This window comes from Ruegeria intermedia, assembly GCF_900129345.1.
Taxonomy (GTDB): Bacteria; Pseudomonadota; Alphaproteobacteria; order Rhodobacterales; family Rhodobacteraceae; genus Ruegeria; species Ruegeria intermedia.
In genome coordinates, this window is the sequence record NZ_FQVK01000008.1 from 77,093 (window position 1) to 100,719 (window position 23,627).

Here is a 23,627-nt window from a genome sequence, read left to right on the forward strand (position 1 = left end):
ATGATTCCGACCGCGACCCTGTCACGCTGGCAATCGGCCCTGCCCTTCTGGGTTTCCTTCCTGTTGATCCCGATCCTGTGGTTCACCGCTGTTGCCGGCGGCTGGTGGGTGCTGCTGGTGCCGTTGTCCACCTGGTGGCTGTTTGCAGCGCTGGACGGGCTGACCGGGCTGAACCTTGAAAACGCCGACCCCGAAACGCCCGAAGACGCGCTGCGTTGGTACGTTCTGCTGACCAAGGCCTGGGTGCCGGTCCAGTTTTTCACGCTCTACGGCCTGATCTGGTACGCCGCCCGCGCCGAACATCTGTCATCCCTGGAAAAGATCGGGCTGTTCTTCGGAATGGGCGTGATCTCGGGCACGATCGGCATCAATTACAGCCACGAGTTGATGCACCAGAAGGGCAGGCTGGAGCGGTGGCTGGGTGATATCCTGCTGGCGATGGTTCTGTATTCGCATTTCCGGTCCGAACACCTGCTGGTGCATCACCGCTATGTGGGCACGCCGCGCGACCCCGTGACCGCACGCTACAACGAGGGGTTCCACCGCTTCTATCCGCGCGTCCTGCGCCAGTGCCTGATTTCCGCGTTCCAGGCCGAGAAGGCCAAGCTGGCGCGCAAAGGGCTGAACTGGACGGACCGGTCGAACCCGTTCTGGCGGTACTGGGCGCTGCAGGGGTTGATGCTGGCGCTGGCGCTGCTGCTCGGCGGATGGGCGGGGCTGGGGCTGTTCCTGGTTCAGGCGGGCACCGCGATCTGGCAGCTGGAGCTGGTCAACTATGTCGAACATTACGGCCTGACGCGCAAATACCTGGGCGACGGCAAATACGAGCACGTACGGCCGCGCCATTCGTGGAACGCCGCGCACAAGGCCTCGAACTGGCTGCTGATCAATCTGCAACGCCACTCGGACCATCATTACAAGCCCAACCGGCGGTTTCCGCTGCTGCAGAACCACCCGCCCGAGGCGGCCCCGCAACTGCCCTATGGCTATCCGGTGATGACCGTCGCGGCGATGATCCCGCCGCTGTGGCGGCGCATGATGAACCCGCGGGTGCGGGCCTGGCGGCGGCAATACTATCCCGAGATCACCAACTGGCGTCCCTACAACAAGGCCGAATTGCCGATGCCACGATCCTAGAGCGTCCAGATGGTCATCGGCTGGTCGACCCCGCGGACCACCTGCCGGTCATGCCGGACGAACCCGGCCATCAGGTCGGCGGCCGAACCCGCCTGCTGCAGAGCCTGCTCACGCAGTTCGTCCGAGACCACGACACGGGCCCCCATCTCGCGGGTCATCGCCTCGAGCTTGGCGGCCACGTTCACCGCGTCTCCGATCACCGCGAATTCCAGCCGGTTGGCCCCGATGTCACCCAGAACGACCGGACCGTAGTGAACACCGATGCCAACCTGAATCTCCTGCTCGCCCGCCCTTCGGCGTTCCAGATTCCAACGGTCGATGATGTCCACCATCGACCGCGCGCAGGACAGCGCGTTCACCGCGTCCAGCGGGGTTGGAACCGGGGTGCCGAACGTGGCCATCAGCCCGTCGCCCAGATATTTGTCCAGCGTGCCGTGATGGTGAAACACCTCGGCCTCCATTCGCGCGTGAAAGCCCCGCAGCACCTCGATCACCTCATAGGGGTCACGCCCGGCCGAAAATTTTGTGAAGCCGATGATGTCGATGAACAGAACCGCGATGTTTTCCTTGCGCACCTGCTTGAGCGGTTCGTCGTTCTGGCTCAGTTCCTCGACGACATTGGGCGAGAAGTACCGCGACAGGTTGGCGCGTTCCCGTTCCAGCCCGGCGTTTGAGATCAACAGGCGATTGAGCCGCCGCATCGACACGCCCAGCGTGACCGCGACCATCATGAACACGATCACCTCTTGCACGCGCATCGGAACCATGAAGCTGTTGGGGTCCAACAGTTCAGCCACGGCAGGATAGCCCTGCAACGCAGCGGCGACCGCCTCGCTGAGACCCGGGATGGGCGTTGCCACCCACCAGGCGACGATCCAGCCCACCGTCCACATCAGGGCCGTCCAGCTGCCCATGGCGATCACCGTCCGCCAGGAATAGGCCAGCGTGCCTGCGGCCAGGATGATGAAGAAATACTGGAAATTGTCGAACCGGTACTGCATCGCCAACGGGCGCACATCGTCGCTGAACGGGTTGGGAACGACCATGCCCAGCGTCATGATCAGCAGATCGGCGAATATCAGCAGCAGCTCGGTCCGGGATTGGCCCACGCGGCCCGCACGCCGGATCAGCCAGCCATTGCCGCAGAGCAGCAGCAGGATGAAATGGTACCACATCACATCCCAGTTCGGGTTCAGAAACACCAGCAGGACACCGGTCAGCGCCATGGCGATCCAGCGGGCGCGGACAGCCAGTTCCAGCCCCTCGCGCTTGTGGCGTTCCAGCGCGGCCTCGGTGTATTTGTTGTCCGGGTCGAACCGGTCCGGCGTGGTCACGAAAAACCGTTCGAACCGGGATTGGCTGGCCGTGGTATCAGACATTTCTGATGCTCCCTCGCTATGTAGCGGGATATGGGGTCGAACCATCCAAACATCACGGGGCCAAAAACAAAAGACCCCGCCGAGGTCGGCGGGGCAAGGCGTGGTACCATGTGTCAGGCCACAGGCACCGGCGGTATGGGTGTGATCAGTTGTGCATCTCGGCCCGGATCTGCTGGCGCAGCACGTCGATCGGAACGGTTTTTCCGTCGCGCTTGAAGCACCAGTATGTCCAGCCATTGCAGGACGGCGCGTTTTCCAGATGCGCGCCCACCTGATGGATCGAGCCCTTGATGTTGTCGCCCACCAGCGTGCCATCGGCCCGCACCTTGGCCTTGTGACGCCGGTTCATCGAATACAGCTCTTCGCCCGGGCGCAACATGCCGCGTTCGACCAGCTGGCCGAAGGGCACGCGCGGTTCGGCGCGCTTGCTCGCGCTGACCTCAAGCGCGTCACGGTCGAACTTGCGCACCTTGGCGATGCGCTTCTCGGCCACCTTGCGATAGCTTTCCTCGCGCTCGATCCCGATGAACTCGCGGCCCAGCATCTTGGCCACCGCGCCGGTGGTGCCGGTGCCGAAGAACGGATCAAGCACCACGTCACCCGGATTGGTCGAACCGATCAGAACCCGGTGCAGCAGCGACTCGGGCTTTTGCGTCGGGTGCGCCTTGTCGCCGTTTTCATCTTTCAGGCGCTCGTGGCCCGTGCAGATCGGCAGCACCCAGTCGCTGCGCATCTGCACGCCTTCATTCAAGGCCTTCAGCGCCTCGTAGTTGAAGGTGTATTTGGCCCCTTCCCGCTTGCTGGCCCAGATCATCGTCTCATGCGCGTTGGTGAACCGCTTGCCGCGGAAATTCGGCATCGGGTTCGACTTGCGCCAGATCACGTCGTTGAGAATCCAATAGCCCGCATCCTGCAGGGCCGAGCCCACGCGGAAGATGTTGTGATACGAGCCGATCACCCAGATCGCCCCGTTGGGCTTGAGCAGCCGATGCGCGGCCTTCAGCCAGGCCCGGGTGAACTTGTCATAGGCGGCAAAGCTGGAAAACTGGTCCCAGTGGTCATCCACCGCATCGACCTGGCTGTTGTCGGGGCGGTGCAACTGGCCCTTCAGCTGCAGGTTATACGGCGGATCGGCAAAAATCAGATCCACCGACGCCTCGGGCAGACTGTTCATCACTTCGATGCAGTCGCCGGATAGAATCGTGTTTAACGGGAGCGCTGCCGCGCCCTTTGTCTGGGTTTTCGTCATTTCTCTGCCTCAATATCCACGGCGCTTTTGCGCTCATTTGGTTGAGACAAGGATGAGTCAAACCGGATTCGCCGTCAATTTCTTTTTTGAATCAGCGGGTTACGATTTGCTCTTGATACAAGATATTGTGGACGGGCTTGAACGAACGCCTATGATGTGGGGTCACCCCGAGATTTTGCAGCGCCTCGCGATGCTGTTTGGACGGATAGCCCGCATTGGTTTCCCAGCCATAACCCGGATGCTGTTGCGCCAAATCCACCATCACCTGATCGCGCCAGGTCTTGGCAAGGATCGACGCCGCCGCGATCGAGACGGACTTTGCATCGCCCTTGACCACAGCCTGCGCCGGCACGGTCAGACCCTTGGGGATCAGGTTGCCGTCGATCAACACATAGTCCGGCGCCGGCTTTAACGCCGCCACGGCGCGCTCCATCGCAAGGTGCGACGCATACAAGATGTTGAGGTCGTCGATCTCGGCCACGCTGGCCTCGGCAATGGCGTATTCGGCCCGGGCGCGCAGATCCGCATCCAGCGCAAGCCGCCGGCGGGCGGTCAATTTCTTGGAATCGTTGAGACCTTCGGGAATGTCCTGCGGGTTCAGAATGACCGCGGCGGCCACGACGGGCCCGGCCAGCGGGCCGCGCCCCACCTCGTCTACGCCGGCGATCCTGCGGAAACCTTGCGCGATCAGCGCCTGTTCCAGTTCGAAATTCGGTGTCGTCATGCCATTGGCAAACCGTGTTTCGGCCTGGTCCGCAAGACAAAAGAAGGGGGCGGTCTGCGCCACCCCCTTCCCGCACGGCGCGTCTGACGGCGCCGCTCCTGCTCGAAACGCGTTACTGGTAAACCACGCGGTATCCCTTCTGGCGCAGACAGGCCGGCTCGTACGCCCGCTTGATCTTCTTGCCGTTCCAGAAACCGACCTTGCACTGTTGCGGCAGGCTGTTGGCATATTCGTAGTGCTTCTCGAGGCACTTCGGCTTTAGCAAAGGACGGTTCTTCGAATAGCCCTTGTAGGTCTTCAGGCAACGCTGAGGCAGGTCATAGCGGGCGACCCGCCGGGGCAGCGGGCGGATGTGATCCGGCCGGGTTTCCTGCGGCTGGTGGATATGCGTGTTCTGCCGGGCAACCCGTTCTTTGCGCTTTTCCTTGTTGTAGTGATTGACGGCCGCGCCGATGATCGCAATGGCCGCCAGCCCGCCCAGAATATCGTGGGCGTCGGCTGCCTTGGCCTGCGACGCGGAAACGCCAGTGATGGCAACTGCGGTGGCGACGACAAGGGCAATGAATTTCCGGTGCATGACAAGTGTCCTTTCAAGGCTGGACGCGGCGCCACAGGCGGACCGCGAAACTGATGCAACAGCATTCGGCCACCCGCCGGCAGACAGGCAATATCGGCCCGGTGATATCCGATATCATTGCTGCAAACCCCCTGAGATATTGAATATCGCGCCAAGCCATGCGCAGGATGCGGCCCATGAAACAGATCTTCTCTTTTCTGGCGGTTTCCACGCTGCTATCGCTTCTCGCCACAACCGCGGCGGCCGAGTGCTATGCCGACTACAAGGCCAAACGGGACAACCCGCTGCGCCTGCACTATGGCGTGATGGAGGTCCCGGTCTGCCAGCCGGGGCCAGCCAGGCAAGAGGTTGCAAAGCGGCTGAAAAAGTCGGGCTGGACGCTGCTGAACGTCATCTCGGTCTTTGGCCCCGAGGGTCTGGATCAAAGGAAGGAAAATGCCGGAAAATTCTTTCTCCGTTTCTGAGGCGCGGCGTTCGGGGACCCGGCTGGTCGGCTTCGGCATCGCGGCGATCGTCCTCATCCTGATCACGGCCGCGGCCTTCCTGTTCTGGACGCTTCCCGACGCCAACGCCTTCAACGCGCGGGTCGAGCGGCTGTTCGTCGAAAGCGATCTGACCACCCAGGCCGAGATCCGCCTGCTGGAAATCCTGGCCCAATCGGGGACCGCCTTTGCCGACACGCTGGCCAGCTACCGGATGGTGATCTTCGTGCTGCTGGTATTCGCGACCGCCATGCTTGTGGCCGCGCTGGTCTTTCTGGTGATGCTGACCGCACTGAACCGCCGCATGGCCCAGATCGAACGCACCGGCATCCAGGTGACCTCGCTGCTGATCAGCCGCGAGGAAAACACGGTGTACCTGAACAACATGGATTTCAAACTCACGCCCGCTGCCATGGAGACCCTGTCGGTGCTGGCCGAGTCGCGGCTGGACGACGAGGTTCTGTCGGGTGCCCAGATCGAAGCGATGATCTCGGGCCGAGACGCCAGAGATTGTGACGAGGCCGCCGGTGCGACCCGCATCAAGCGGCTGCGCGATGCGCTGGGCAACCAGATGGTCAGCGAGCTGCTGGTGAAGAACATCGCCAAGAAGGGCTATATGCTGTCGATCGACAAGGACGTCATCAAGATGGTCTGAGGGGCTCGGCTCCCGACCGGTAAAATCTGCGTTGCCCCCCTTGGAAAACCGCCATGCAGGGCCCATCCTTTAGCCACCCGGCACGGGAGGTTGCTGATGAACGTCCACGCCCCGCCCGAATCCAAAGGCTATGAAATCGCAATCGAGCGGCTGACGGGCCGCGTCGCGATCTACCGCGACGATCTTGTTCTGGCCGAAAGCACCAATGCAAAGGTCATGTATGAAACGCGGCTGGCGCCGGTCATCTATGTGCCGCGCGAGGACGTTTGCGTCGACCTCGGCCCCGAGACCGATTTGCAGACATTCTGCCCGTTCAAAGGCACCGCCACCTATCATGACGTGATTCTGGGCGACGAACGGCTGTCCAATTCGGTTTGGGCCTACGAGGATTCGCTGCCCGAAAGCGCGGCCATCCAGGGCCACATCGGTTTCATGCCCGAAGCCTATACCCATATCGACCTTGGCGAAAACCAGCTGCGCAGCGTGCAGGATGGCAACATCAGCGGTCCTCTGATCGATTGGCTGATGCGGGGCGCCGGCACGATTCGAACACCCGAATCCTTCACCAAGGCGCTGGCCGAGAACATGCAGCAGCATGGAATCGCGATCCAGAGGCTCAGCGTCCTGGTCTGGTCGCTGCACCCGCTGATCGCCGGCAAACACTATATCTGGGAGAAGGGCGCCGAGGAGATTTCGACCAATGTTCCCACCTATGAAATCCATGACCACCCGGCCTTCATCAACAGCCCGCTGCGGCACGTGTCGAACGGCCTGGGGGGCGTCCGCCAGCGGTTGACCGACGCCAACCCGCGCCACAGTTTCCCGATCATGGAGGACCTGCGCGCCAAGGGCGGCACGGACTATGTCGCCATGCCCCTGCCATTCTCGGACGGCCGCATAAATGTCCTGACCCTGACCTGCGACCACCCGGATGGGTTCACGACCGAGAACCTCGGACTGGTCTTTGAATGCGCCTCCGTCATCGCACGTTTCTACGAGGTCTTCACCCAGCGCGAAAACGCGCAGGCCCTGCTTGAAACCTATGTTGGCAAACGCACGGGCGCCCGGGTTCTGGGCGGCGACATCCGGCGCGGTGACGGCGATGACATCGATGCCGCGATCATGTTCTGCGACCTGCGCAATTCGACCAGTCTCGAGGAAGAACTGGGCCGGGCGGCCTATATCGCCTTGCTCAACACATTCTTCGAAACCGTCTCGGGGATCGTGCATGCGAATGGCGGCGAGGTACTGAAATTCATCGGCGACGCCGTGCTTGCGGTCTTTCCCGCCGGGGAGGAACCCGCACGGGCGCGCTCGAACGCACAGCGCAGCGCCATCAAGATCGTCGAGCAATTGGCCGAACTGAAGGCATCCGATGCCGACCATCATTGCGACTGCTCGATCGGCATCGCCTATGGTCGGGTCACCTACGGCAATGTCGGCTCGCGCGAGCGGCTGGATTTCACCGTGATCGGCCGGGCCGCGAACATTGCCGCCCGGCTGGGTGAATTGGGCAAGACCAATGGCCATCGCATCCTCGTGTCAGAGGATATCGCGCCCGAATGCGCCGACGTCCTGCCGCTGGGGCCGCTCAAGCTTCACAATGTCTCGCGTCCCGTCACCTGCTTTGCCCTGCATACTCCCGCCGAAGCTCTCCTTGACGGTTGAGCCGGCTTTTCCAGCGCGGCGTCAGGGGTATCCGCAAGGGACGCAACTGACCCGCCTCCGGGTGGCCAACAGCGACCCCCGAACCCGATCACGCCGATCCGCCCAGCAAGATCAAAGCCGTTTGCGCCGGCGAAATCGTGCTTTGCAGATCGGCAATCTGACGGCGCGCCAGATAGGTGTCGGTCAGGTTTTCCACCGCCGCGTCCGAAGAGAACTGCGACAGGTCTCCGGACCCGGTCAAACCCGACAGTTTGTCCCTGAATATCTCCAGTTGCTTGTCGATATCCAGCTGCCCGAAACTTGATGGCAACCCCAGCGCGGTTTCCATCATGCTGCGCAACGGCGGCAAACTCATCAAATCGTACCATTTCTTTGTTTCGCTTCCCGACTGAGACGCCAGATCCTGCAAGGCATGCTGAGCATAAAGCGCGATCCGCATGGAATCGTCCGTTTCGCCCACCGAGGTTTCGAACCGGGACACGATGCTTTTCTGGGCGATCTGCTCCATATCCGTGATCAGGGCCGTTTTCTTCACCTCACCCGGGCCCAGTCCGAACGCCTGGGAAAACTCGCGGTACCGGCTGTCGGCAAGACGGTTGGCAAGGGCGTCATCGGCGCTGGTTCCGTCGGACAGAACCTTCTGGATGAAATACCGGTTGTTCAGGTCGTCCTCCAACCCGAAGGCGCCCAGGGCAACGCTCAGAAGCCGACGGTCCGAAACCAGATCTTCGGCGGACTGCACGTTGCGGATATTCTCCAGAAAATACTGCGTGTCCCGCTCGTTCACGGCCGAAGACGAAAATGCCTGAATCTGGGCATCATAGGTGCGCTGCAAAAAGCGCCAGCCGACCAGCCCGCCCGTTGGTATGACCGGCTGGAAGGTCATTGGCGGTAGGCCAACAGGCGTTCTTCCCGCGGCAACAGCGACCGCAACGCCTTCAGGCATTTGTAGTATTGTTCGGCCACCAGGGCCTCGGTTGCCTGCCCCAGCACGCGGCGGCTGTCAGGGTCCGTGAAAACCTGACTCAACTCCTCGATGCGCCGAAGAAGCTGTTGGCGTGCCTGAGCGGCATCCAGATCCCCCGACAGGACCAGTTGCGCCGCATAGCACACGCGGCGGACGGGCGTCGTGGCCTCATCGGGATGGATGGCGTCCCTCAGACGCAAAACGTTTGCGTCCGGTGTGAGAATGGAAAACCGGCTGCGCCGGTCTCCGTTTTCGATCACGACGCCGTTCACCAGAACGCGCTCTTTCGGCGCCAGCTTCAGAACAAGGCCCGCCATCACGAAGCCCCCATCTGACGCAGGCCACGCAGCACCGCAAGATTGATCTCCAGCAGCGGCTCGATCCCGGCCTTCTTGGCAAGAACCTGGCCGGTGTGCTGTTCGGTGAACTCGGCCAGATAGAAGATTCGTGCCCGCAGGTCATTCGGCAGGGCATTGTCTGAATCCGCGACACCGTTTGCCAGAACCGACCACAGCCTGCGATTGTCGTGCAGGGCCTGAACAAAACCCGAAAAATCCGATGCTTTTCGCGCGGCGGCCGCTTTCAGGCGATGGGTGATTTTCGAGATTGCCTCGTACTCGGTATCACGCGGAGTGCGGGTCGGAGCGGCAGACTGCGCGTAGGCGCGTTGAGCAAGCGTTTGCAGTGTCACTTGAAATCCTTCCAATTGGCCGACTGGGTCTAGCGGTCAGAACCGGGGCGCGTGGATCGCGCCCCGGGATTGCTTTGGGATCAGCGGAACAGTGACAGGATCGACTGCGGCGCCTGATTCGCGATCGACAGCGACTGCGTGGCCAACTGCTGCTGCACCTGCAGGGCCTGCAGACGGGCCGAGGTTTCTTCCATGTCGGCGTCCACCAGCGAGCCGATGCCCGATTTGAACGAGTCCGTCAGGTTCGAGATGAACTCTTTCTGGGTTTCGATCCGCCCCTGTGCCGAGCCGAATGCCGCCGACGCGTCGATCGCGGTGTCGATCAGGGTCTCGATGGTGCCCAGGGCCGCAGCGGCGCCCGCGCTGGTCGAGACATCGATCGAGGACAGCGCGCCAAGCCCGCCGGACCCGGCATTGGTGAACTGGGCCGAAACGGTGACGTCGCGATCCGCGTCGGCCCCGGCCGTGGCGGTACCGGTCACGAAGGTCAGGGTGCCGGGCGCGCTGGAGTCGTAGTCGATGGCCACGCCGGTGATGCCCAGCGCGTCGATCTGGTTCTTCAGGCCGACCGCGACAATCGCGTCCGTATAGGCCGAGTCGTAAGTGCCCGACGGATCGAGATCACCGGCCTGGACGGTGTAGGACGCGACCTTGTCACCGATGGTGATCGTCACCTTGTCGCCGGCGGCGAAATTGTCGGTCGAGCTGTCGATCACGATGTTACCGGTGCCGCCAGACTTGTCCATGGTAAAGCCCGCAGCATCGTTGTCGGTCGTGGCGTTGTCCGAACCGGCCAGCACGCCCTTGCTCGAATAGCCTCCGGTCGACAGGTTCTGACCGTTCACGGTGATCGACGATGCGGTCACCGCGCCGGTGCTGTCGCGGTCCAGCGACGCCAGAATCGACGCCGTGCCGGCCGATCCATCCACCAGGTTCAGACCGTTGAACTGAGCCGCACCGACAACCGATGCGATCTGATCGCGCAGAGCGGTTACGTCATCGTTGATCTTGCTGCGATCGACGTTGTCCTCCTGGGCCGCCACGATCTTGCTTTTCATCTGGGTCAGCAGGTCGGTCACGGTTTCCGACGCGTTCCGGGCCACGGCCACGGTCGATTCACCCAGCGCCAGGCTGTCCTTGATGGCGTTGAAACCGTTGACGTCGGACTCCATCACCTTGGAGATCGCCCAAACCGCCGAATTGTCCTTGGCCGTCGCCACGTCCTTGCCGGTCGAGATCGCGTTCTGGGTGGCGGCCAGGTTCTTGTTGACCGATTTCAGGGTTTGCAGCGCAACCATCGCGCCGTTGTTTGTCAGAATGCTGGACATGCTTTTTCATCCTTTGTTCGTTCGGGCCTTCTTCGCCCATTGACACCCCGCCGGGATCGGCGGGCCAAATGTCGTTCTGACCAGTGCGAGGAACCTTGCGGCCTTCGCGCCACCCGTCTTGCAGGTGCCGGACCACTATTGGGTTTGATCTCCTAACGGAGTGCTAAAGCGCGCCAGTGGAAAAAAACGCATTTGAATCAAATGCCGTCACGCCCGCTTTTCAAGCTTGGCCGCATGTCGCACCGCATGGCCGGTCCGCTGGCCGGTGGCGTCATATGTGGTGAACTCCTGGCGCACTTTCCGCAGTTCCGCCATGCGGTCGGCCACGGCGCGAATCCCTTCGGCGGCGCTGCTCAACAGGCTCTGGTTTCTGTTGACCTTCGCCTGAAGCCGGATCAGGTCGTCACTGTCCAGCACCTCCAGCCCATTCAGATCCTCGATCAACTGCTCCTTTCGTGGCAGCATCTGGCTCAGCCGCTCCAGGTCCCCCTCGAGCAAGGCCGACCGCTCCTGCTCCAGAATCTCCTCAAGCGCCTGGGCTTGAACGCGCCGGTTGTCACTCTGCATCGGTTTTCTCCATCATTGCATTGAACAGGGTTTCCGACAGCCCGATCCCGCCGGCCCGGGCCATTTGCAGTGCCTGCTGCTGAACCAGAAACGACGAGAACTGGTCTTCGCCCGCGCCGCCGCTGAAGGATTGGCGGGCCTGCCCCATGCCGGCGGCCTTCAACATCTCGGCAAGAAACGTCGCCTCCAGCTCGACCGCAGCGGCCTTGAGCTTGTTCGCCACGTCCGGGCGAGGTGTTTGGGTGAGTGCTGAAATCATCATGCGCAACTCCGAAAATTGTCAGAAACTTTCCCGATGAAAGCGAAGAGCGGTTAAAATAAACGTAACTTCCTGCGGGCAGGTTCGGTTCATGCAGACGGAGCCGGAGCAAAAATGCCCAACCCACTGACAGTGAGTCCCGACCAAGCGACGAAAAGCGCCGCTTCGTCGGCGACCAAAAGCAAAAAGCCCGAGCCGGAGAAAGCCTTTGCGGACTTCGTGGCCGAATTGCAGCCATCCGACCGGGAACAACCGGACGCGGAGGCGGAACCGGTCGTCGTCCCTGACGGGGTGGCCGTGCAGGACGGGGATCTGGAAATCACCCAGGGCGAGTCGGTCGTTTCGGAAGACCTTCCGGCGAGTCCGGACAACGCGGCGGAGATGCTGCCGCCTCCACCTCAGGGACATCAGGGATCGAAACCGGTTCCGCACGACGCGGTCACCGCACCGGGTGCTCCGGCCATCGGCGAGGCTTCCAAGACGATCAAGTCCGCCATGACAGACAGCCAAGGGGTGTCGGTCGTGGCGCCTCGGACGGGGTCGTTGCAAGAACACACTTCCGCCACGACCCCCGAGCCGCCTTTCCAGACCGCTGGTCCACCGTCTCCGACCACGCGGGGCGAGACGGCCGTCCAGGCCTTGCTGCTTCGCCCCGGATCGCCTGATGGGCAACGCGGCCTGCGCACCGCTTCGGAAACGCCTCGGACCGAGGCGACCCACCCCAGACCGGCTTCCGGTCAGCGCCCCATCGTTGCGCCCACCAACATGGTGACGGCAGCCGCGACACTGTCGCCCGACCAATCCCGCCTGCCGCTGTCGCCGGTTCAGCCTGACACGCAGGACCTGCCCGAGGATCTGGGCGAGGCGCCTCAGCTGGTGCAGCCATCTGCCGCCCGCACCGCACATGAAAGCATGCCACCGTCGGCCGTGCCGCATCGCGCCTCGGGCGCGGAATTGGCCAGGTCGATCGCCAGCCAGATTTCGGCGTCGGTTGCCGCGAGAGCGGGAGGCGGCATCGAGCTGCAGCTCAACCCCGAAGAGCTGGGACGAATCTCGATCACGATGATGGGCCGGGAAGACGGCATCCACCTGGTGATTTCCGCCGAACGGCCGGAAACCCTGGATCTGATGCGCCGCCACATCTCGTTGCTGTCGACCGAATTCCAGCAACTGGGATATGGGGGCCTCGACTTCGATTCGAATGGAGCCGCCGGGTCCGAAACGCACGAGGATGCGAGACATCAGGGCGCTTTTCAAACCGACGCGGATCCCGGTTCGCCCGACACCGATTCTCCGGCGCCACGCCGGCCCGACCCTTCGCGCTCACTCGACCTGAGGTTGTAGACCCATGATCAACGCCACCACCCCTGCGACGCAGACTGCCGCTCAGGGACAAGCCACGACCCAATCGCAGAGTTCGGGCCTGGCATCCGATTTCGAAACCTTCCTGCTTATGCTGACCACGCAAGCACGGAACCAGGATCCGCTCGAGCCGCTCAATTCCTCGGAATATGCCGCCCAGCTGGCGCAGTTTTCGATGGTCGAACAGCAGGTCCAGACAAATGAGCTGCTGACCGGGCTGTCCGCAGCACTGAACGGCGCGAATCTCGATGAACTGTCCGGTTGGGTCGGGGTCGAGGTACGGGCGCCCGCCGCATTTCACTTTGACGGACAACCGCGAACGGTCTTTGCCGATGCCGACCTCGACGCCGACAAGGCCGTGCTTGTCATACGCGACGTCAATGGTGACGTGGTCACCCGGCTGGACGTTCCCGCAACGGATCGGCAATTCGTCTGGTCCGGTCTGGACATCACGGGCACACCGGTCGCCGAAGGGACGTATACCGCCAGTCTGGAAAGCTACAAGGGCGACGATCTGCTGTCCCAGCAGCCGGCCGCGGCCTACAGCCGCGTGGTCGAAGCGCAGTTGGATGAAGGGGGAATCGTGCTGATGCTGGACAGCGGCGCGTCACTTTCGGCGAACGAAGTCACGGCCGTGCGCGCGGGCGCTTGAACTTGGTTGACGCGCGGGCCAAAGCTGGGCGCATCCGGATTCGCAATCGAAGGGTGCCGCCCTGTCCCAGCTTCTCTTGCCACCATCAGGCCTTGTCGAGCATCTTTTTCAAGGTGGCTTGATTGTCCATGGGGCCAGCTTTCAGACGCTGTATGGTGGGCGGACCAACCGGGTGTGGAAAATCATGGACCGTGGCCGGGACAAGGTTCTCAAGCTGTATGACACGACCGAGGACAATCCGCTGTTCCGCAATGATGCACGGCTTGAAGCGGCCTGCCTGCGGGCACTGTCGGAAACGGGTATGGCGCCTCGGCTGCGTGCTTCGGGACATTTCGGAAAGGACGGTTGGGTATTGTATGACCATGCGCCGGGCGCCCCGTGGCAGAAGGGTGTCGAATGTGTCGCCCGGTTGCTGCGACGCCTGCACGACATGGACCCGTCTGTTGCCGCGCCTGCCGGTCGAAACGGCAGTGCCGAACTTGCGCGCCATGGCTCGGAAATTCTGAATCTCTGCCACGACAAGCGCCGAAAGACGTTGCAAAGCCTGATGCCAGGAACGCGCGTTCCGCCAACAGCGCGGACTTGCCTGATCCATGGCGACCCTGTGGCCGGCAACATCTTGACCTCGCCTTCGGGGGCGATGCTGATCGATTGGCAATGCCCCGCGGTCGGGGACCGATGTGAGGATCTGGCCCTGTTTCTGTCGCCCGCGATGCAGCTGATTTACCGCGGCCGGCCTCTGACCCACGATCAGGAATTCCAGTTCCTGCAGGCCTATGGCTGCCCGGAAACCGCCGGACGATACCGTGAGCTCAAACCCTGGTACGCTTGGCGGATGGCGGCCTATTGTCTGTGGCGGTTCGAAAACGGCGCCCCGGCATATGAGGGCGGATTGATGCTGGAACTGGCTGGGCTGGCGGAGGCCCGCTAGACCGGATCAAAGATCCGCCAATGCCATGGCCGCATAGGCCGGCGGCATCAACAGGCGCCGCCATCGGCCCAGCGAAAACCGCCCCGGCGCGCGCGCGATTGGATCGGGGATGTTCGCATCCTGCCCCAGGGCCAACTGCGCAAGGGCGCGGCCGCAAAACGTGCCCATTGCAACGCCGTTGCCGTGATAGGCCAGCCCCGCGAACATGCCGGGCTGATCGGCGACCGGCCCAGCAAACGGCACCAGATCGCGGGCAAGGCATACCATTCCCGACCACAGATGCGTTGCCTCGACCCCCGCCCAGGCCGGAAACATGCTGGCGAAATCCCGCACCACCTTGCGCCGGATCGCACGCTCGGCCCGGGGCGAGGACATCAGACCGCCGCGCATTCCGAACAGGAACCGGTTGTCCGGCATCAGCCGGAAATAATGCAGCAGGTTGCGCGTATCGTAGACCATCTGGCGCGACGTCCAGCCCTGCGCCTGCAACTCGGCCTCGGACAGCGGGCGCGTGACCATGACCGTCGACTGTGCCGGCATGTAGCGACCCGACAACCAGCCGGGCATGTCCTCGCTGGAGTATCCGTTGGTGCAGATCAGAACGGTTTCCGACCGCACGGAGCCGCGCGGGAGCGCGAGTGCGAACCCGAATCCCGCACGCCGGACATCCTGCACCGGGCTGCGCTGAAACAGGCGTGCGCCCTGCGCCTGTGCGGCCTTGGCAAGACCGAACAGGTATTTGCGCGGGTTCAGTGCAAACCCGACCGGGTCGGTATACCCGCCGAAAAAGCGCCCACACAGCCCAAGGCCCGGCAGGTCGTGGGTTTCGTGCAAAATACCGTCCGGCCCGGCATCGCGCCGCAGCGCCTCCATCGCCCGCGGCGTGTGGGCCAATTGCGTCTCGCCCTGCGAATGCACATCCGCGTGAATGCCATGCGACGCCAGAAGCTCGGCAACCAGCGCCACCGCGTCCGCCTCGGCTTGCGCATAAGCCTCGGCCGCTGCGGGGCCGTATCTGCGCGCCAGGGTCGCATGGCCCAGTTTCGATCCGCCCTTGCAGCAAAACCCCCCGTTGCGCCCCGAGGCACCCCAGCCCGGCGTTTCCGCCTCGAACACGGCGACCGAAACGCCCTGCTGCGCCAGATGCAGCGCGGCCGACATGCCGGTGAACCCGCCGCCGATTATCGCGACGTCCACCGATAGATCGCCTTCATGCACCGGCCAGTCAGGGCCTGGCACGGTTTCATCCCACCAACACCCCGCGCGCGGGCCGGGGCCATAGGTGTAGGCCGGAAAGATCCGTTTCATTCGGTACGCGCGGCGGCTTGTTCCTCTTGCCGCTGCCGGACCATCGCCCGTTTCGATACCAGCGACGCGGAAATCACGCCGACGGTGACCACGGCGATCATGATGGTCGACAGCGCGTTGATTTCCGGGCTGACGCCCAGACGCACGGCCGAGAAGATCTTGATCGGCAGGGTCGTGGCCGAGGGGCCGGACGTGAAGGACGCGATCACTAGGTCATCCAGCGACAGGGTGAAGGCCAGCAACCACCCCGAGATCACCGCCGGCGCGATGATCGGCAGCGTCACCAACCGAAAGGCCTGCGCCGGCGAGCAGCCCAGATCCAGCGCCGCCTCTTCCAACGACCGGTCGAACGTCACCAGCCGCGAGGACACCACGACCGAGACGTAGCACATCGAAAAGGTCGTATGCGCCAGCACGATGGTCAGGATGCCCCGGTCCAGCCCGATGCCGATGAACAGCAGCAGCAGCGACAGGCCGGTGATCACCTCGGGCATCACCAGCGGTGCGTAGATCATCCCGGAAAACAGCGTGCGGCCGAAGAACCGCCCGCCGCGCACCATGACATAGGCGGCCATGGTGCCCAGAATGGTCGCCAGCGTCGACGAGAACACGGCAACGCGCAACGTGACCCAGGCCGCATCCAGAAACGCCTGGTTCTGCATCAGCTCGCCATACCATTTGGTCGAGAACCCGGCCCAGACCGTGACCAGCTTGCTTTCATTGAAGCTGAAGATGATAAGGATCACCATCGGGATGTACAGAAACGCAAAGCCCAGCGTCAGCGAGACCGTGTTGAACCAGCTCAGTCTGTTCATTGCTCGGCCTCCGCCTGTTTCTGCTGGTTGCGCTGGAACAGCACGATCGGGATCACCAGGATCAGCAGCAGGATCACCGCAACGGCGCTGGCCACCGGCCAGTCGCGGTTCGAGAAGAACTCCTCCCACAAGACCTTGCCGATCATCAGCGTGCCCGACCCGCCCAGCAGCGAGGGGATCACGAATTCACCGATCACCGGGATCATCACCAGGAAACATCCCGCAATGATGCCCGGGCGCGACAGCGGGATGGTCACCAGCCAGAAGGCCTGCATGCGCGAACAGCCCAGATCCTCGGCCGCCTCGATCAGCGAGCCGTCCAGCCGGTCGAGCGCGGCATAGATCGGCAGGATCATGAACGGCAGATAGGTGTAGACGATGCCGATATATACGGCCGTCTGCGTGTTCAGAATGGTCAGCGGGGTCGAGATGATGCCCGTCCACAGCAGGAACTGGTTCAGGTAGCCTTCGTTCGACAGGATCCCCATCCACGCATAGACGCGGATCAGGAACGAGGTCCAGAACGGCAGGATCACCAGCATCATCAGCGTCGGGCGCCATTCCTCGGGCGCGCGGGCCATGCCATAGGCGATGGGATAGCCCACCAGCAGGGTCAGCGAGGTCGCGATCAGCGCGATCTTGACGCTGGACAGGTAGGCTTTCCAGTACAGGTCGTCCTCGGTCAGCCAGACGAAATTCTCGAAATCCAGCTGGCTGACGAATTCCTTGATCCCGGCCCAGCCCTGCGACAGATCAAGGGTCGGGGTGTAGGGCGGGATCGCAAGCGCGATGTCCGACAGCGAGATCTTCAACACGATGAAGAACGGCACCAGGAACAGGGCCAGCAGCCAGACATAGGGAATGGCGATCAGGACCGCGCGGCGCATCAATCTGCCAGCAGAACCGCCGCCGTGGCCGTCCAGGACAGCCAGACAGGGTCTTCCCAAGTAAAGGACCGGCGCGAGATTCGGCGGGTATTGGCCGTCTGCGCCTTGATGATGATGCCGTTGGACAGCTCGACGTAATAGGTGGACAGATTGCCCAGATAGGCGATGTCATGCACCTTGCCCTGCACGGCGTTGACGGCATCGGCGGGGCGCTCGGCCGAGATGGTCACCTTTTCGGGCCGGATGGCCAGGTGGCAGGTCTGACCGTCGGCAAATCGGCTGGCCGATGTCGCGGTCAGCGGCGGCTGGCCCTCGGCCCAGTCGATGCGATAGGTGTCCGCGCCGGTCGAAGTGGCGCGGCCCTGTATGATGTTCACGTCCCCGATGAAATCGGCGACATAGACGGAATTGGGGTTTTCATAGATGCGGTCGGGCGTGGCGACCTGCATCAGCTTGCCCTGATCCATCACCGCAACACGGCTGGCGACCGTCATCGCCTCTTCCTGGTCGTGGGTCACGATCACGAAGGTGGTGCCGGTCTTTTCCTGAATGTCCATCAGTTCGAACTGGGTGTCCTGGCGCAGCTTCTTGTCCAGCGCGCCCAGCGGCTCGTCCAACAACAGCAGTTTCGGCGCCTTGGCCAGCGACCGGGCCAGCGCCACGCGCTGCCGCTGCCCGCCGGAAATCTGGTGCGGCTTGCGGCGGGCGAATTTTTCAAGCCGGGTCAGGCGCAGCATTTCCTCGACCCGGTCTTCCAGATCATGCTTGGGCATGTTGTCCCGGCGCAGGCCAAAGGCGATGTTGTCCCACACATTCAGGTGCGGAAACAGCGCGTAGGACTGGAACATCATGTTGACCGCCCGTTTGTTCGGCGGGACCGGGTCGATGTCCTGACCGCTCAGCAGAATGTGGCCTTCGGTGGGTTTCTCGAACCCGGCCAGCATCCGCATCATCGTGGTCTTGCCACAGCCCGACGGGCCAAGCAGGGCAAAGAATTCTCGTTCGAAGATATCCAGCGACAGGTTGTCGATGGCCGTGAATCCCCCAAATCGCTTGGTCACGTTCTTGAACTGGATCAACGGTTTCGCCTGTGGGTCGTCCCACGGCGCAAAGACGGTAGAGTTCAAAGGGGCCCCCGTAAGTCAGCCGGAACTGGGAATGCGCAAGGCGGGCGGTCGCCGCCTTGCGCCCAAGCACCTGATCAGGTGCCGGATTTGATCTTGGTCCACAGACGGGTCACGACCCGCTGCACCTTGGCCGGATAGGGCCGGGTGGTGAACAGGTTCTCCAACGCGTCGGCGGGCGGATAGATCGCCGGATCTTCCAGGATCTCGGGCAGGATGAATTCCTGCGAGGCCTTGTTGCCGTTGGCGTAGTAGACATAGTTCGTGGCCGCCGCCATGTTCTGCGCGTCCATGATGAAGTTCAGGAACTTGTGCGCGCCGTCCGGATTGGGCGCATCCACAGGAATCGCCATCTGGTCGAACCACATCTGCGCGCCTTCCTTGGGCGCGTGATAGGCGATGGTCACGCCGTTGTCGGCCTCGTCCGCCCGGTCGCGGGCCTGCAGAACGTCGCCCGACCAGCCCACGGCCACGCAGATGTCGCCATTGGCCAGCGCGTTGATGTATTCGCTGCTGTGGAACTTCTGGATGTAGGGGCGTACCGCCATGAACACGCCCTCGGCCTTGGCGATCACGTCCGGATCGTGGCTGTCGGGGTCTTCACCGATATATTTCAGCGCGGCCGGGATCATCTCGGCCGGGGCATCCAGGAAATGCACGCCGCAGCCGGCCAGCTTTTCCATGTTTTCCGGGTTGAACACCAGATCCCAGCTGTCGATGGGGGCGTCCTCGCCCAGGGCTTCCTGAACCTTGCCCACGTTCACCCCGATCCCGGTGGTGCCCCACATGTAGTTGATCGAATACTCGTTGCCCGGGTCGTACTGCGCCGTGCGCTCCTCGATCACGTCCCACATGTTGGCCAGGTTCGGCAGCTTGGATTTGTCCAGCTTCTGGAACGCCCCGGCCTGGATCTGCCGTTGCAGGAACGTGCCCGAGGGCACAACCACGTCATATCCCGACCCACCGGCCAGCATCTTGGTTTCCAGAACCTCGTTGCTGTCGAACACGTCATAGATCAGGGTCAGGCCCGTTTCTTCCTCGAACTTGGTCAGCAGCTCCTCGTCGATATAGTCCGACCAGTTGTAGACGCGCACCTCTTCCGCGAATGCGGCCGACGTCCCCAAGGCGGCGATCGCCGTCATCGTCAGCGTTCTGATTTTCATGTTCTTCTCCCTGCAAGTGTACGGGCATTTTCCCGTTTTTTTGGATTTGATCAAGTTTTGCGTTTTCCGTCGATCCGTCGTATGGTTTCACGCGACTGCAAACCTGACAAGTCAGGACCATCGGGATCGAGGTGAACCACTTGGATTTGATCAAAAATAAGGCATCCAGGGCCGATATCGGCACACAGAAGGCGCCGGCGCATGAACAGGTGTATCGAACGTTGCGGTCACAGATCCTGTTCGGCGAACTGGTTCCCGGCCAGCCGGTCACGATCCAGGGTCTGACCGAATCACTGGGGGTCGGCATGACGCCGGTGCGCGAGGCGATCCGCCGCCTGATCTCGGATGGCGCGCTGATCTTTCAAGGCAACCGCCGGGTCAGCGTACCGCTGCTGACGGCGGCGGATGTCGAACAGATGATTTTCGCCAGAAACGCCGTGGAATCAGAACTTTCCCGCCGCGCGGCCGGCAAGATGACCGCGGCGGACATCGGCCAGTTGGAACAGATCGACCAACGTCTGGACCGGATGATCGCGGATGGCGATGTCAGCGGCTATCTGCGGCTGAACCATGCCTTCCACGAAAAACTGTATGACCACGCGAACGCCCCGATCCTCAAGGATCTGGCCGAGCGTCTGTGGCTGCGATTCGGTCCTTCGCTGCGCGTCGTCTGCGGGCGGTTCGGCACCCAGAGCCTGCCGGACCGGCACAAGGACATCATCGACGCCCTGCGGGCGGGTGACGCGGAAAAGGTCGCAAAAGCAACGACGCAAGACATCGAACAAGGCATGGAGCTTATGGCCGAAGCGTTGACCGAAAACTGAACGCCGCCGACTCGATTGACAGAAAAAAATTTGATCATATTCTGGCCGCCAACCGCTGTTGCAGGAGAATCCCCCGATGCCGACCATCACCAACCACATGCCGACCGCCGAATTGCAGGCGCTGGATGCGGCGCATCACCTTCATCCGTTTTCGGCCAACACTGCCCTGGGCAAGGAAGGCGCCCGCGTCATCACGCGGGCCAAGGGCGTCTATCTGACCGACAGCGAGGGCGAAGAGATCCTGGACGCCATGGCCGGTCTGTGGTGCGTGAACATCGGCTATGGCCGCGACGAACTGGCCGAAGTGGCGGCGCGCCAGATGCGCGAACTGCCCTACTACAACACCTTCTTTAAAACGACCCATGTCCCGGCCATCGCGCTGGCGGCCAAGCTGGCCGAGCTGGCGCCGGGTGACCTGAACCATGTCTTCTTCGCCGCCGGCGGGTCCGAGGCCAATGACACCAACATCCGTCTGGTCCGCACCTACTGGGCGGAAAAGGGCCATCCGAACAAGAACATCATCATCAGCCGACACAACGCCTATCACGGGTCGACCGTCGGGTCGGCCTCGCTGGGCGGCATGGCCGGCATGCACGCGCAGGGTGGCATCCCGATCCCGAACATCCACCACATCAACCAGCCCAACTGGTGGGCCGAGGGCGGCGACATGACGCCCGAAGAGTTCGGCCTGGCCCGCGCGCGCGAGCTGGAAGAGGCGATCCTGGAACTGGGCGAAGACCGCGTCGCCGCCTTCATCGCCGAGCCGGTCCAGGGCGCGGGCGGCGTGATCGTCGCGCCCGACATCTACTGGCCGGAAATCCAGCGCATCTGCGACAAGTACGACATCCTGCTGATCGCCGACGAGGTGATCTGCGGGTTCGGCCGCACCGGCAACTGGTTCGGCTCGCAGACCATGAACATCCGACCGCACATCATGACCATCGCCAAGGGGCTCAGCTCGGGCTATGCGCCCATCGGTGGCTCGATCGTCAATGACGAGATCGCCGAGGTGATCGGCGGGACCGAGTTCAACCACGGCTATACCTATTCGGGCCACCCCGTCGCGGCGGCCGTTGCGCTGGAAAACCTGCGCATCATGGAAGAAGAGAAGATCGTCGAGCATGTGCGCGATGTCGCGGCCCCCTATCTGAAACAGAAATGGGAGGCGCTGGTCGAGCACCCGCTGGTCGGCGAAGCCAAGATCGTGGGCATGATGGCCTCGATCGCGCTGACGCCGGACAAGGCCAGCCGGGCCAAGTTCGCCTCCGATCCGGGTACGGTCGGGTACATCTGCCGCGATCGCTGCTTTGCCAACAACCTGATCATGCGCCATGTGGGCGACCGGATGATCATCTCGCCGCCGCTGATCCTGACCCCGGCCGATATCGACGAGATGTTCGTGCGTATCTACAAGTCGCTGGACGAGGCGCAGGCCGAGATCATCGCCCAGGGCCTGATGAAAGCGGCCTCCTGATTTCAGGGAACCATCGCAAAGGGGCGGTCCGGCAGGGCCGCCCTTTTTCGTTCAGCGCATCCGTTCCAGCAAGTGCACGGTGGCATAGCCATCGGGCACCAGGCCGCGCGCCATCTGATAGGCCCGCAGCGCGTTGATGGTGTTCGGACCGATCCGCCCGTCGATGGCCTGCGTGTCGAACCCGGCCAGGGTCAGGCGCAGTTGCAGTTCCTTGCGTTCGGCAAAGCTCAGCACCCGGTCGCCGCGCGGCCAGTTGGCGCGGAACGGGCCGTGCCCGGCCAGCCGATCCGACAGGTGGCCGATGCCGATGACATAGGCATCGGCACCGTTGTACCGCTCGATCACGCTGAAATTGTCAAAGATCATCAGGGCCACGCCACCGCTGCCCGCCGGCAGCAGGATCGAGGCGGGTCCGTGATCGGCAACCGCCCGCCCATCCGCCGCCCGAACCCCCAGCGCCGCCCAGCCCGAGGGCAACCGGGTGATGTCGCGGCTGGCCTGGGCATAGTCGAACCCCGCCGGCAGGCGTACCTCGACACCCCAGGGCTGGCCTTTGGTCCAGCCGAAGCGCGCAAGATAGGCCGCGGTCGAGGCCAGCGCATCGGTGGGATCGTCCGACCAGATGTCGCGCCGGCCGTCACCGTCGAAATCCACCGCATGCTCCAGATACGATGTCGGCATGAACTGCGTGTGCCCCATGGCCCCGGCCCAACTGCCGGTCATTGCCTCGGGGGCCACGTCGCCCGCCTGCAGGATTCGCAGCGCGGCCAGCAGCTGGGTTTCAAAGAACTCCGCCCGCCGCCCGTCAAAAGCCAAGGTCGCCAGAGACCGGATCGTGGGCGAACGCCCCGAAAGCTGCCGAAGGACGTCTCAAGCCCCCAGACCGCCACGACGACCTCTTTCTCGACCCCGTATCGCGCCTCGATCCGGTCGAGAACCCGGCGATGCCGTTCCAGCGCCTTGCGCCCGTTGGCGATGCGCTGGTCCGAGACGGCCGTGTCCAGATACTCCCAGATCGGCTTGGAAAATTCGGCCTGGTTGCGGTCACGTCTGATGATGTCGGGGTCCTGCGACACGCCGTTCAGGGCGCGGCTCAGCGTGGCCTGGCTGATCCCCTGCGCCAAGGCCCGGCGTTGGAACGCGCCAAGCCAGACCTCGAACCGGGGATTTACCGCCGCCACGCGATGCGCGCCGTGCGCCGGCCTCGGCACCGGCCTGAGCGACGCGGTCAGATCGGCCGAGGCCAGTTGAACCCCGGCGTCTGCTGGCCGAAGGGAAGGGTTGGCCGTCTCCGCCTGCAAGCTGGATGCCCAAACTGCGGCGGCCAAAAAGCCACACACATATTTCATGATTCAGGTTTTCCTGATGACTGCTCGCGCTCAGGGTAACCCGAAACCGGAATTT

The 23,627-nt window shown here is 62.9% G+C and carries 24 protein-coding genes and 1 pseudogene; 9 read left to right on the forward strand and 16 right to left on the reverse strand.

Translation table 11 applies throughout. The features are described 5' to 3' along the window. Complete coding sequence (locus F3H26_RS07770) at positions 1-1,137, forward strand: alkane 1-monooxygenase (protein ID WP_149775487.1); 1,137 nt, start codon at positions 1-3, stop codon at positions 1,135-1,137. Here F3H26_RS07770 and F3H26_RS07775 read toward each other — a convergent pair. The 4 genes from F3H26_RS07775 to F3H26_RS07790 form a co-directional block, all read right to left on the reverse strand. After that, a complete protein-coding gene (locus tag F3H26_RS07775; RefSeq protein WP_149775488.1) occupies positions 1,134-2,516 on the reverse strand; it encodes an adenylate/guanylate cyclase domain-containing protein in 1,383 nt (460 codons plus the stop codon). The two genes, F3H26_RS07770 and F3H26_RS07775, sit on opposite strands and share 4 nt — an antisense overlap. Before the next feature lie 145 nt (positions 2,517-2,661). Continuing rightward, positions 2,662-3,765 (reverse strand): site-specific DNA-methyltransferase, encoded by a 1,104-nt coding sequence (locus F3H26_RS07780; protein WP_149775489.1) that lies wholly within the window; start codon positions 3,763-3,765, stop codon positions 2,662-2,664. A gap of 91 nt (positions 3,766-3,856) precedes the next feature. Continuing rightward, complete coding sequence (locus tag F3H26_RS07785; RefSeq protein ID WP_149775490.1) at positions 3,857-4,489, reverse strand: ribonuclease HII; 633 nt, start codon at positions 4,487-4,489, stop codon at positions 3,857-3,859. Between the two features lie 112 nt (positions 4,490-4,601). Next, positions 4,602-5,066, reverse strand: coding sequence for a hypothetical protein (locus F3H26_RS07790; protein ID WP_149775491.1), 465 nt, complete (start codon positions 5,064-5,066; stop codon positions 4,602-4,604). A 176-nt stretch (positions 5,067-5,242) separates the two neighbouring features. Between F3H26_RS07790 and F3H26_RS07795 the strand changes: the two genes are divergently transcribed. The 3 genes from F3H26_RS07795 (at position 5,243) to F3H26_RS07805 (ending at position 7,871) form a co-directional block, all read left to right on the forward strand. Then, positions 5,243-5,530: a hypothetical protein gene (locus F3H26_RS07795; protein WP_149775492.1), complete on the forward strand. Its 288-nt coding sequence runs from the start codon at positions 5,243-5,245 to the stop codon at positions 5,528-5,530. Beyond that, positions 5,502-6,203 (forward strand): winged helix-turn-helix domain-containing protein, encoded by a 702-nt coding sequence (locus F3H26_RS07800; protein ID WP_149775493.1) that lies wholly within the window; start codon positions 5,502-5,504, stop codon positions 6,201-6,203. Before F3H26_RS07795 ends, F3H26_RS07800 begins: the two co-directional genes overlap by 29 nt. Positions 6,204-6,299: 96 nt before the next feature. Then, complete coding sequence (locus F3H26_RS07805; RefSeq protein ID WP_149775494.1) at positions 6,300-7,871, forward strand: DUF427 domain-containing protein; 1,572 nt, start codon at positions 6,300-6,302, stop codon at positions 7,869-7,871. Between the two features lie 88 nt (positions 7,872-7,959). On the opposite strand, the gene F3H26_RS07810 is transcribed toward F3H26_RS07805, so the two are convergent. The 6 genes from F3H26_RS07810 to F3H26_RS07835 form a co-directional block, all read right to left on the reverse strand. Beyond that, positions 7,960-8,757 (reverse strand): DUF1217 domain-containing protein, encoded by a 798-nt coding sequence (locus tag F3H26_RS07810; protein WP_149775495.1) that lies wholly within the window; start codon positions 8,755-8,757, stop codon positions 7,960-7,962. Further along, positions 8,754-9,155, reverse strand: a complete 402-nt coding sequence (gene flbT, locus F3H26_RS07815) for a flagellar biosynthesis repressor FlbT (RefSeq protein WP_149775496.1) — start codon at positions 9,153-9,155, stop codon at positions 8,754-8,756. The genes F3H26_RS07810 and flbT overlap by 4 nt, the downstream gene beginning before the upstream one ends. Beyond that, entirely contained in the window at positions 9,155-9,529 is a 375-nt protein-coding gene (gene flaF / locus F3H26_RS07820) for a flagellar biosynthesis regulator FlaF (RefSeq protein ID WP_149775497.1), read from the reverse strand. The genes flbT and flaF overlap by 1 nt, the downstream gene beginning before the upstream one ends. Before the next feature lie 80 nt (positions 9,530-9,609). Further along, complete coding sequence (locus tag F3H26_RS07825) at positions 9,610-10,857, reverse strand: flagellin (RefSeq protein ID WP_149775498.1); 1,248 nt, start codon at positions 10,855-10,857, stop codon at positions 9,610-9,612. Positions 10,858-11,064: 207 nt separating this feature from the next. Further along, complete coding sequence (locus F3H26_RS07830; RefSeq protein WP_149775499.1) at positions 11,065-11,424, reverse strand: flagellar export chaperone FlgN; 360 nt, start codon at positions 11,422-11,424, stop codon at positions 11,065-11,067. Further along, positions 11,414-11,686 (reverse strand): rod-binding protein, encoded by a 273-nt coding sequence (locus F3H26_RS07835; RefSeq protein WP_149775500.1) that lies wholly within the window; start codon positions 11,684-11,686, stop codon positions 11,414-11,416. Before F3H26_RS07835 ends, F3H26_RS07830 begins: the two co-directional genes overlap by 11 nt. A gap of 129 nt (positions 11,687-11,815) precedes the next feature. Here F3H26_RS07835 and F3H26_RS07840 point away from each other — a divergent pair, with 129 nt between their 5' ends. The 3 genes from F3H26_RS07840 (at position 11,816) to F3H26_RS07850 (ending at position 14,628) form a co-directional block, all read left to right on the forward strand. Beyond that, positions 11,816-13,027, forward strand: a complete 1,212-nt coding sequence (locus F3H26_RS07840) for a flagellar hook-length control protein FliK (RefSeq protein WP_188127724.1) — start codon at positions 11,816-11,818, stop codon at positions 13,025-13,027. A 4-nt stretch (positions 13,028-13,031) separates the two neighbouring features. Then, entirely contained in the window at positions 13,032-13,697 is a 666-nt protein-coding gene (locus tag F3H26_RS07845; protein WP_149775502.1) for a flagellar hook capping FlgD N-terminal domain-containing protein, read from the forward strand. A 118-nt stretch (positions 13,698-13,815) separates the two neighbouring features. After that, positions 13,816-14,628: a phosphotransferase family protein gene (locus tag F3H26_RS07850; protein ID WP_223162462.1), complete on the forward strand. Its 813-nt coding sequence runs from the start codon at positions 13,816-13,818 to the stop codon at positions 14,626-14,628. 6 nt (positions 14,629-14,634) lie between these two features. On the opposite strand, the gene F3H26_RS07855 is transcribed toward F3H26_RS07850, so the two are convergent. The 5 genes from F3H26_RS07855 to F3H26_RS07875 all read right to left on the reverse strand — a co-directional run bounded on the left by F3H26_RS07855 (position 14,635) and on the right by F3H26_RS07875 (position 19,925). Next, entirely contained in the window at positions 14,635-15,936 is a 1,302-nt protein-coding gene (locus tag F3H26_RS07855) for an NAD(P)/FAD-dependent oxidoreductase (RefSeq protein ID WP_149775504.1), read from the reverse strand. After that, positions 15,933-16,751: an ABC transporter permease gene (locus F3H26_RS07860; RefSeq protein ID WP_149775505.1), complete on the reverse strand. Its 819-nt coding sequence runs from the start codon at positions 16,749-16,751 to the stop codon at positions 15,933-15,935. Before F3H26_RS07860 ends, F3H26_RS07855 begins: the two co-directional genes overlap by 4 nt. Beyond that, positions 16,748-17,638, reverse strand: coding sequence for an ABC transporter permease subunit (locus tag F3H26_RS07865; RefSeq protein ID WP_149775506.1), 891 nt, complete (start codon positions 17,636-17,638; stop codon positions 16,748-16,750). Before F3H26_RS07865 ends, F3H26_RS07860 begins: the two co-directional genes overlap by 4 nt. After that, on the reverse strand, positions 17,638-18,765 hold the full coding sequence (locus F3H26_RS07870; RefSeq protein ID WP_149775507.1) for an ABC transporter ATP-binding protein: 1,128 nt from the start codon (positions 18,763-18,765) through the stop codon (positions 17,638-17,640). Before F3H26_RS07870 ends, F3H26_RS07865 begins: the two co-directional genes overlap by 1 nt. 74 nt (positions 18,766-18,839) lie before the next feature. After that, positions 18,840-19,925 carry a polyamine ABC transporter substrate-binding protein gene (locus tag F3H26_RS07875; protein WP_149775508.1) on the reverse strand — a complete coding sequence of 362 codons (1,086 nt, stop codon included), beginning with the start codon at positions 19,923-19,925 and terminating at the stop codon, positions 18,840-18,842. Between the two features lie 140 nt (positions 19,926-20,065). On the opposite strand from F3H26_RS07875, the gene F3H26_RS07880 reads away from it, so the two are divergent. Together F3H26_RS07880 and F3H26_RS07885 are read left to right on the forward strand one after the other, a co-directional pair. Continuing rightward, complete coding sequence (locus F3H26_RS07880) at positions 20,066-20,749, forward strand: GntR family transcriptional regulator (protein ID WP_149775509.1); 684 nt, start codon at positions 20,066-20,068, stop codon at positions 20,747-20,749. Between the two features lie 76 nt (positions 20,750-20,825). Then, on the forward strand, positions 20,826-22,223 hold the full coding sequence (locus F3H26_RS07885) for an aspartate aminotransferase family protein (protein WP_149775510.1): 1,398 nt from the start codon (positions 20,826-20,828) through the stop codon (positions 22,221-22,223). Between the two features lie 51 nt (positions 22,224-22,274). Here the strand turns inward: F3H26_RS07885 and F3H26_RS07890 are convergent. Beyond that, positions 22,275-23,572: pseudogene (locus tag F3H26_RS07890) on the reverse strand (lytic murein transglycosylase). Positions 23,573-23,627 lie beyond the last annotated feature (55 nt).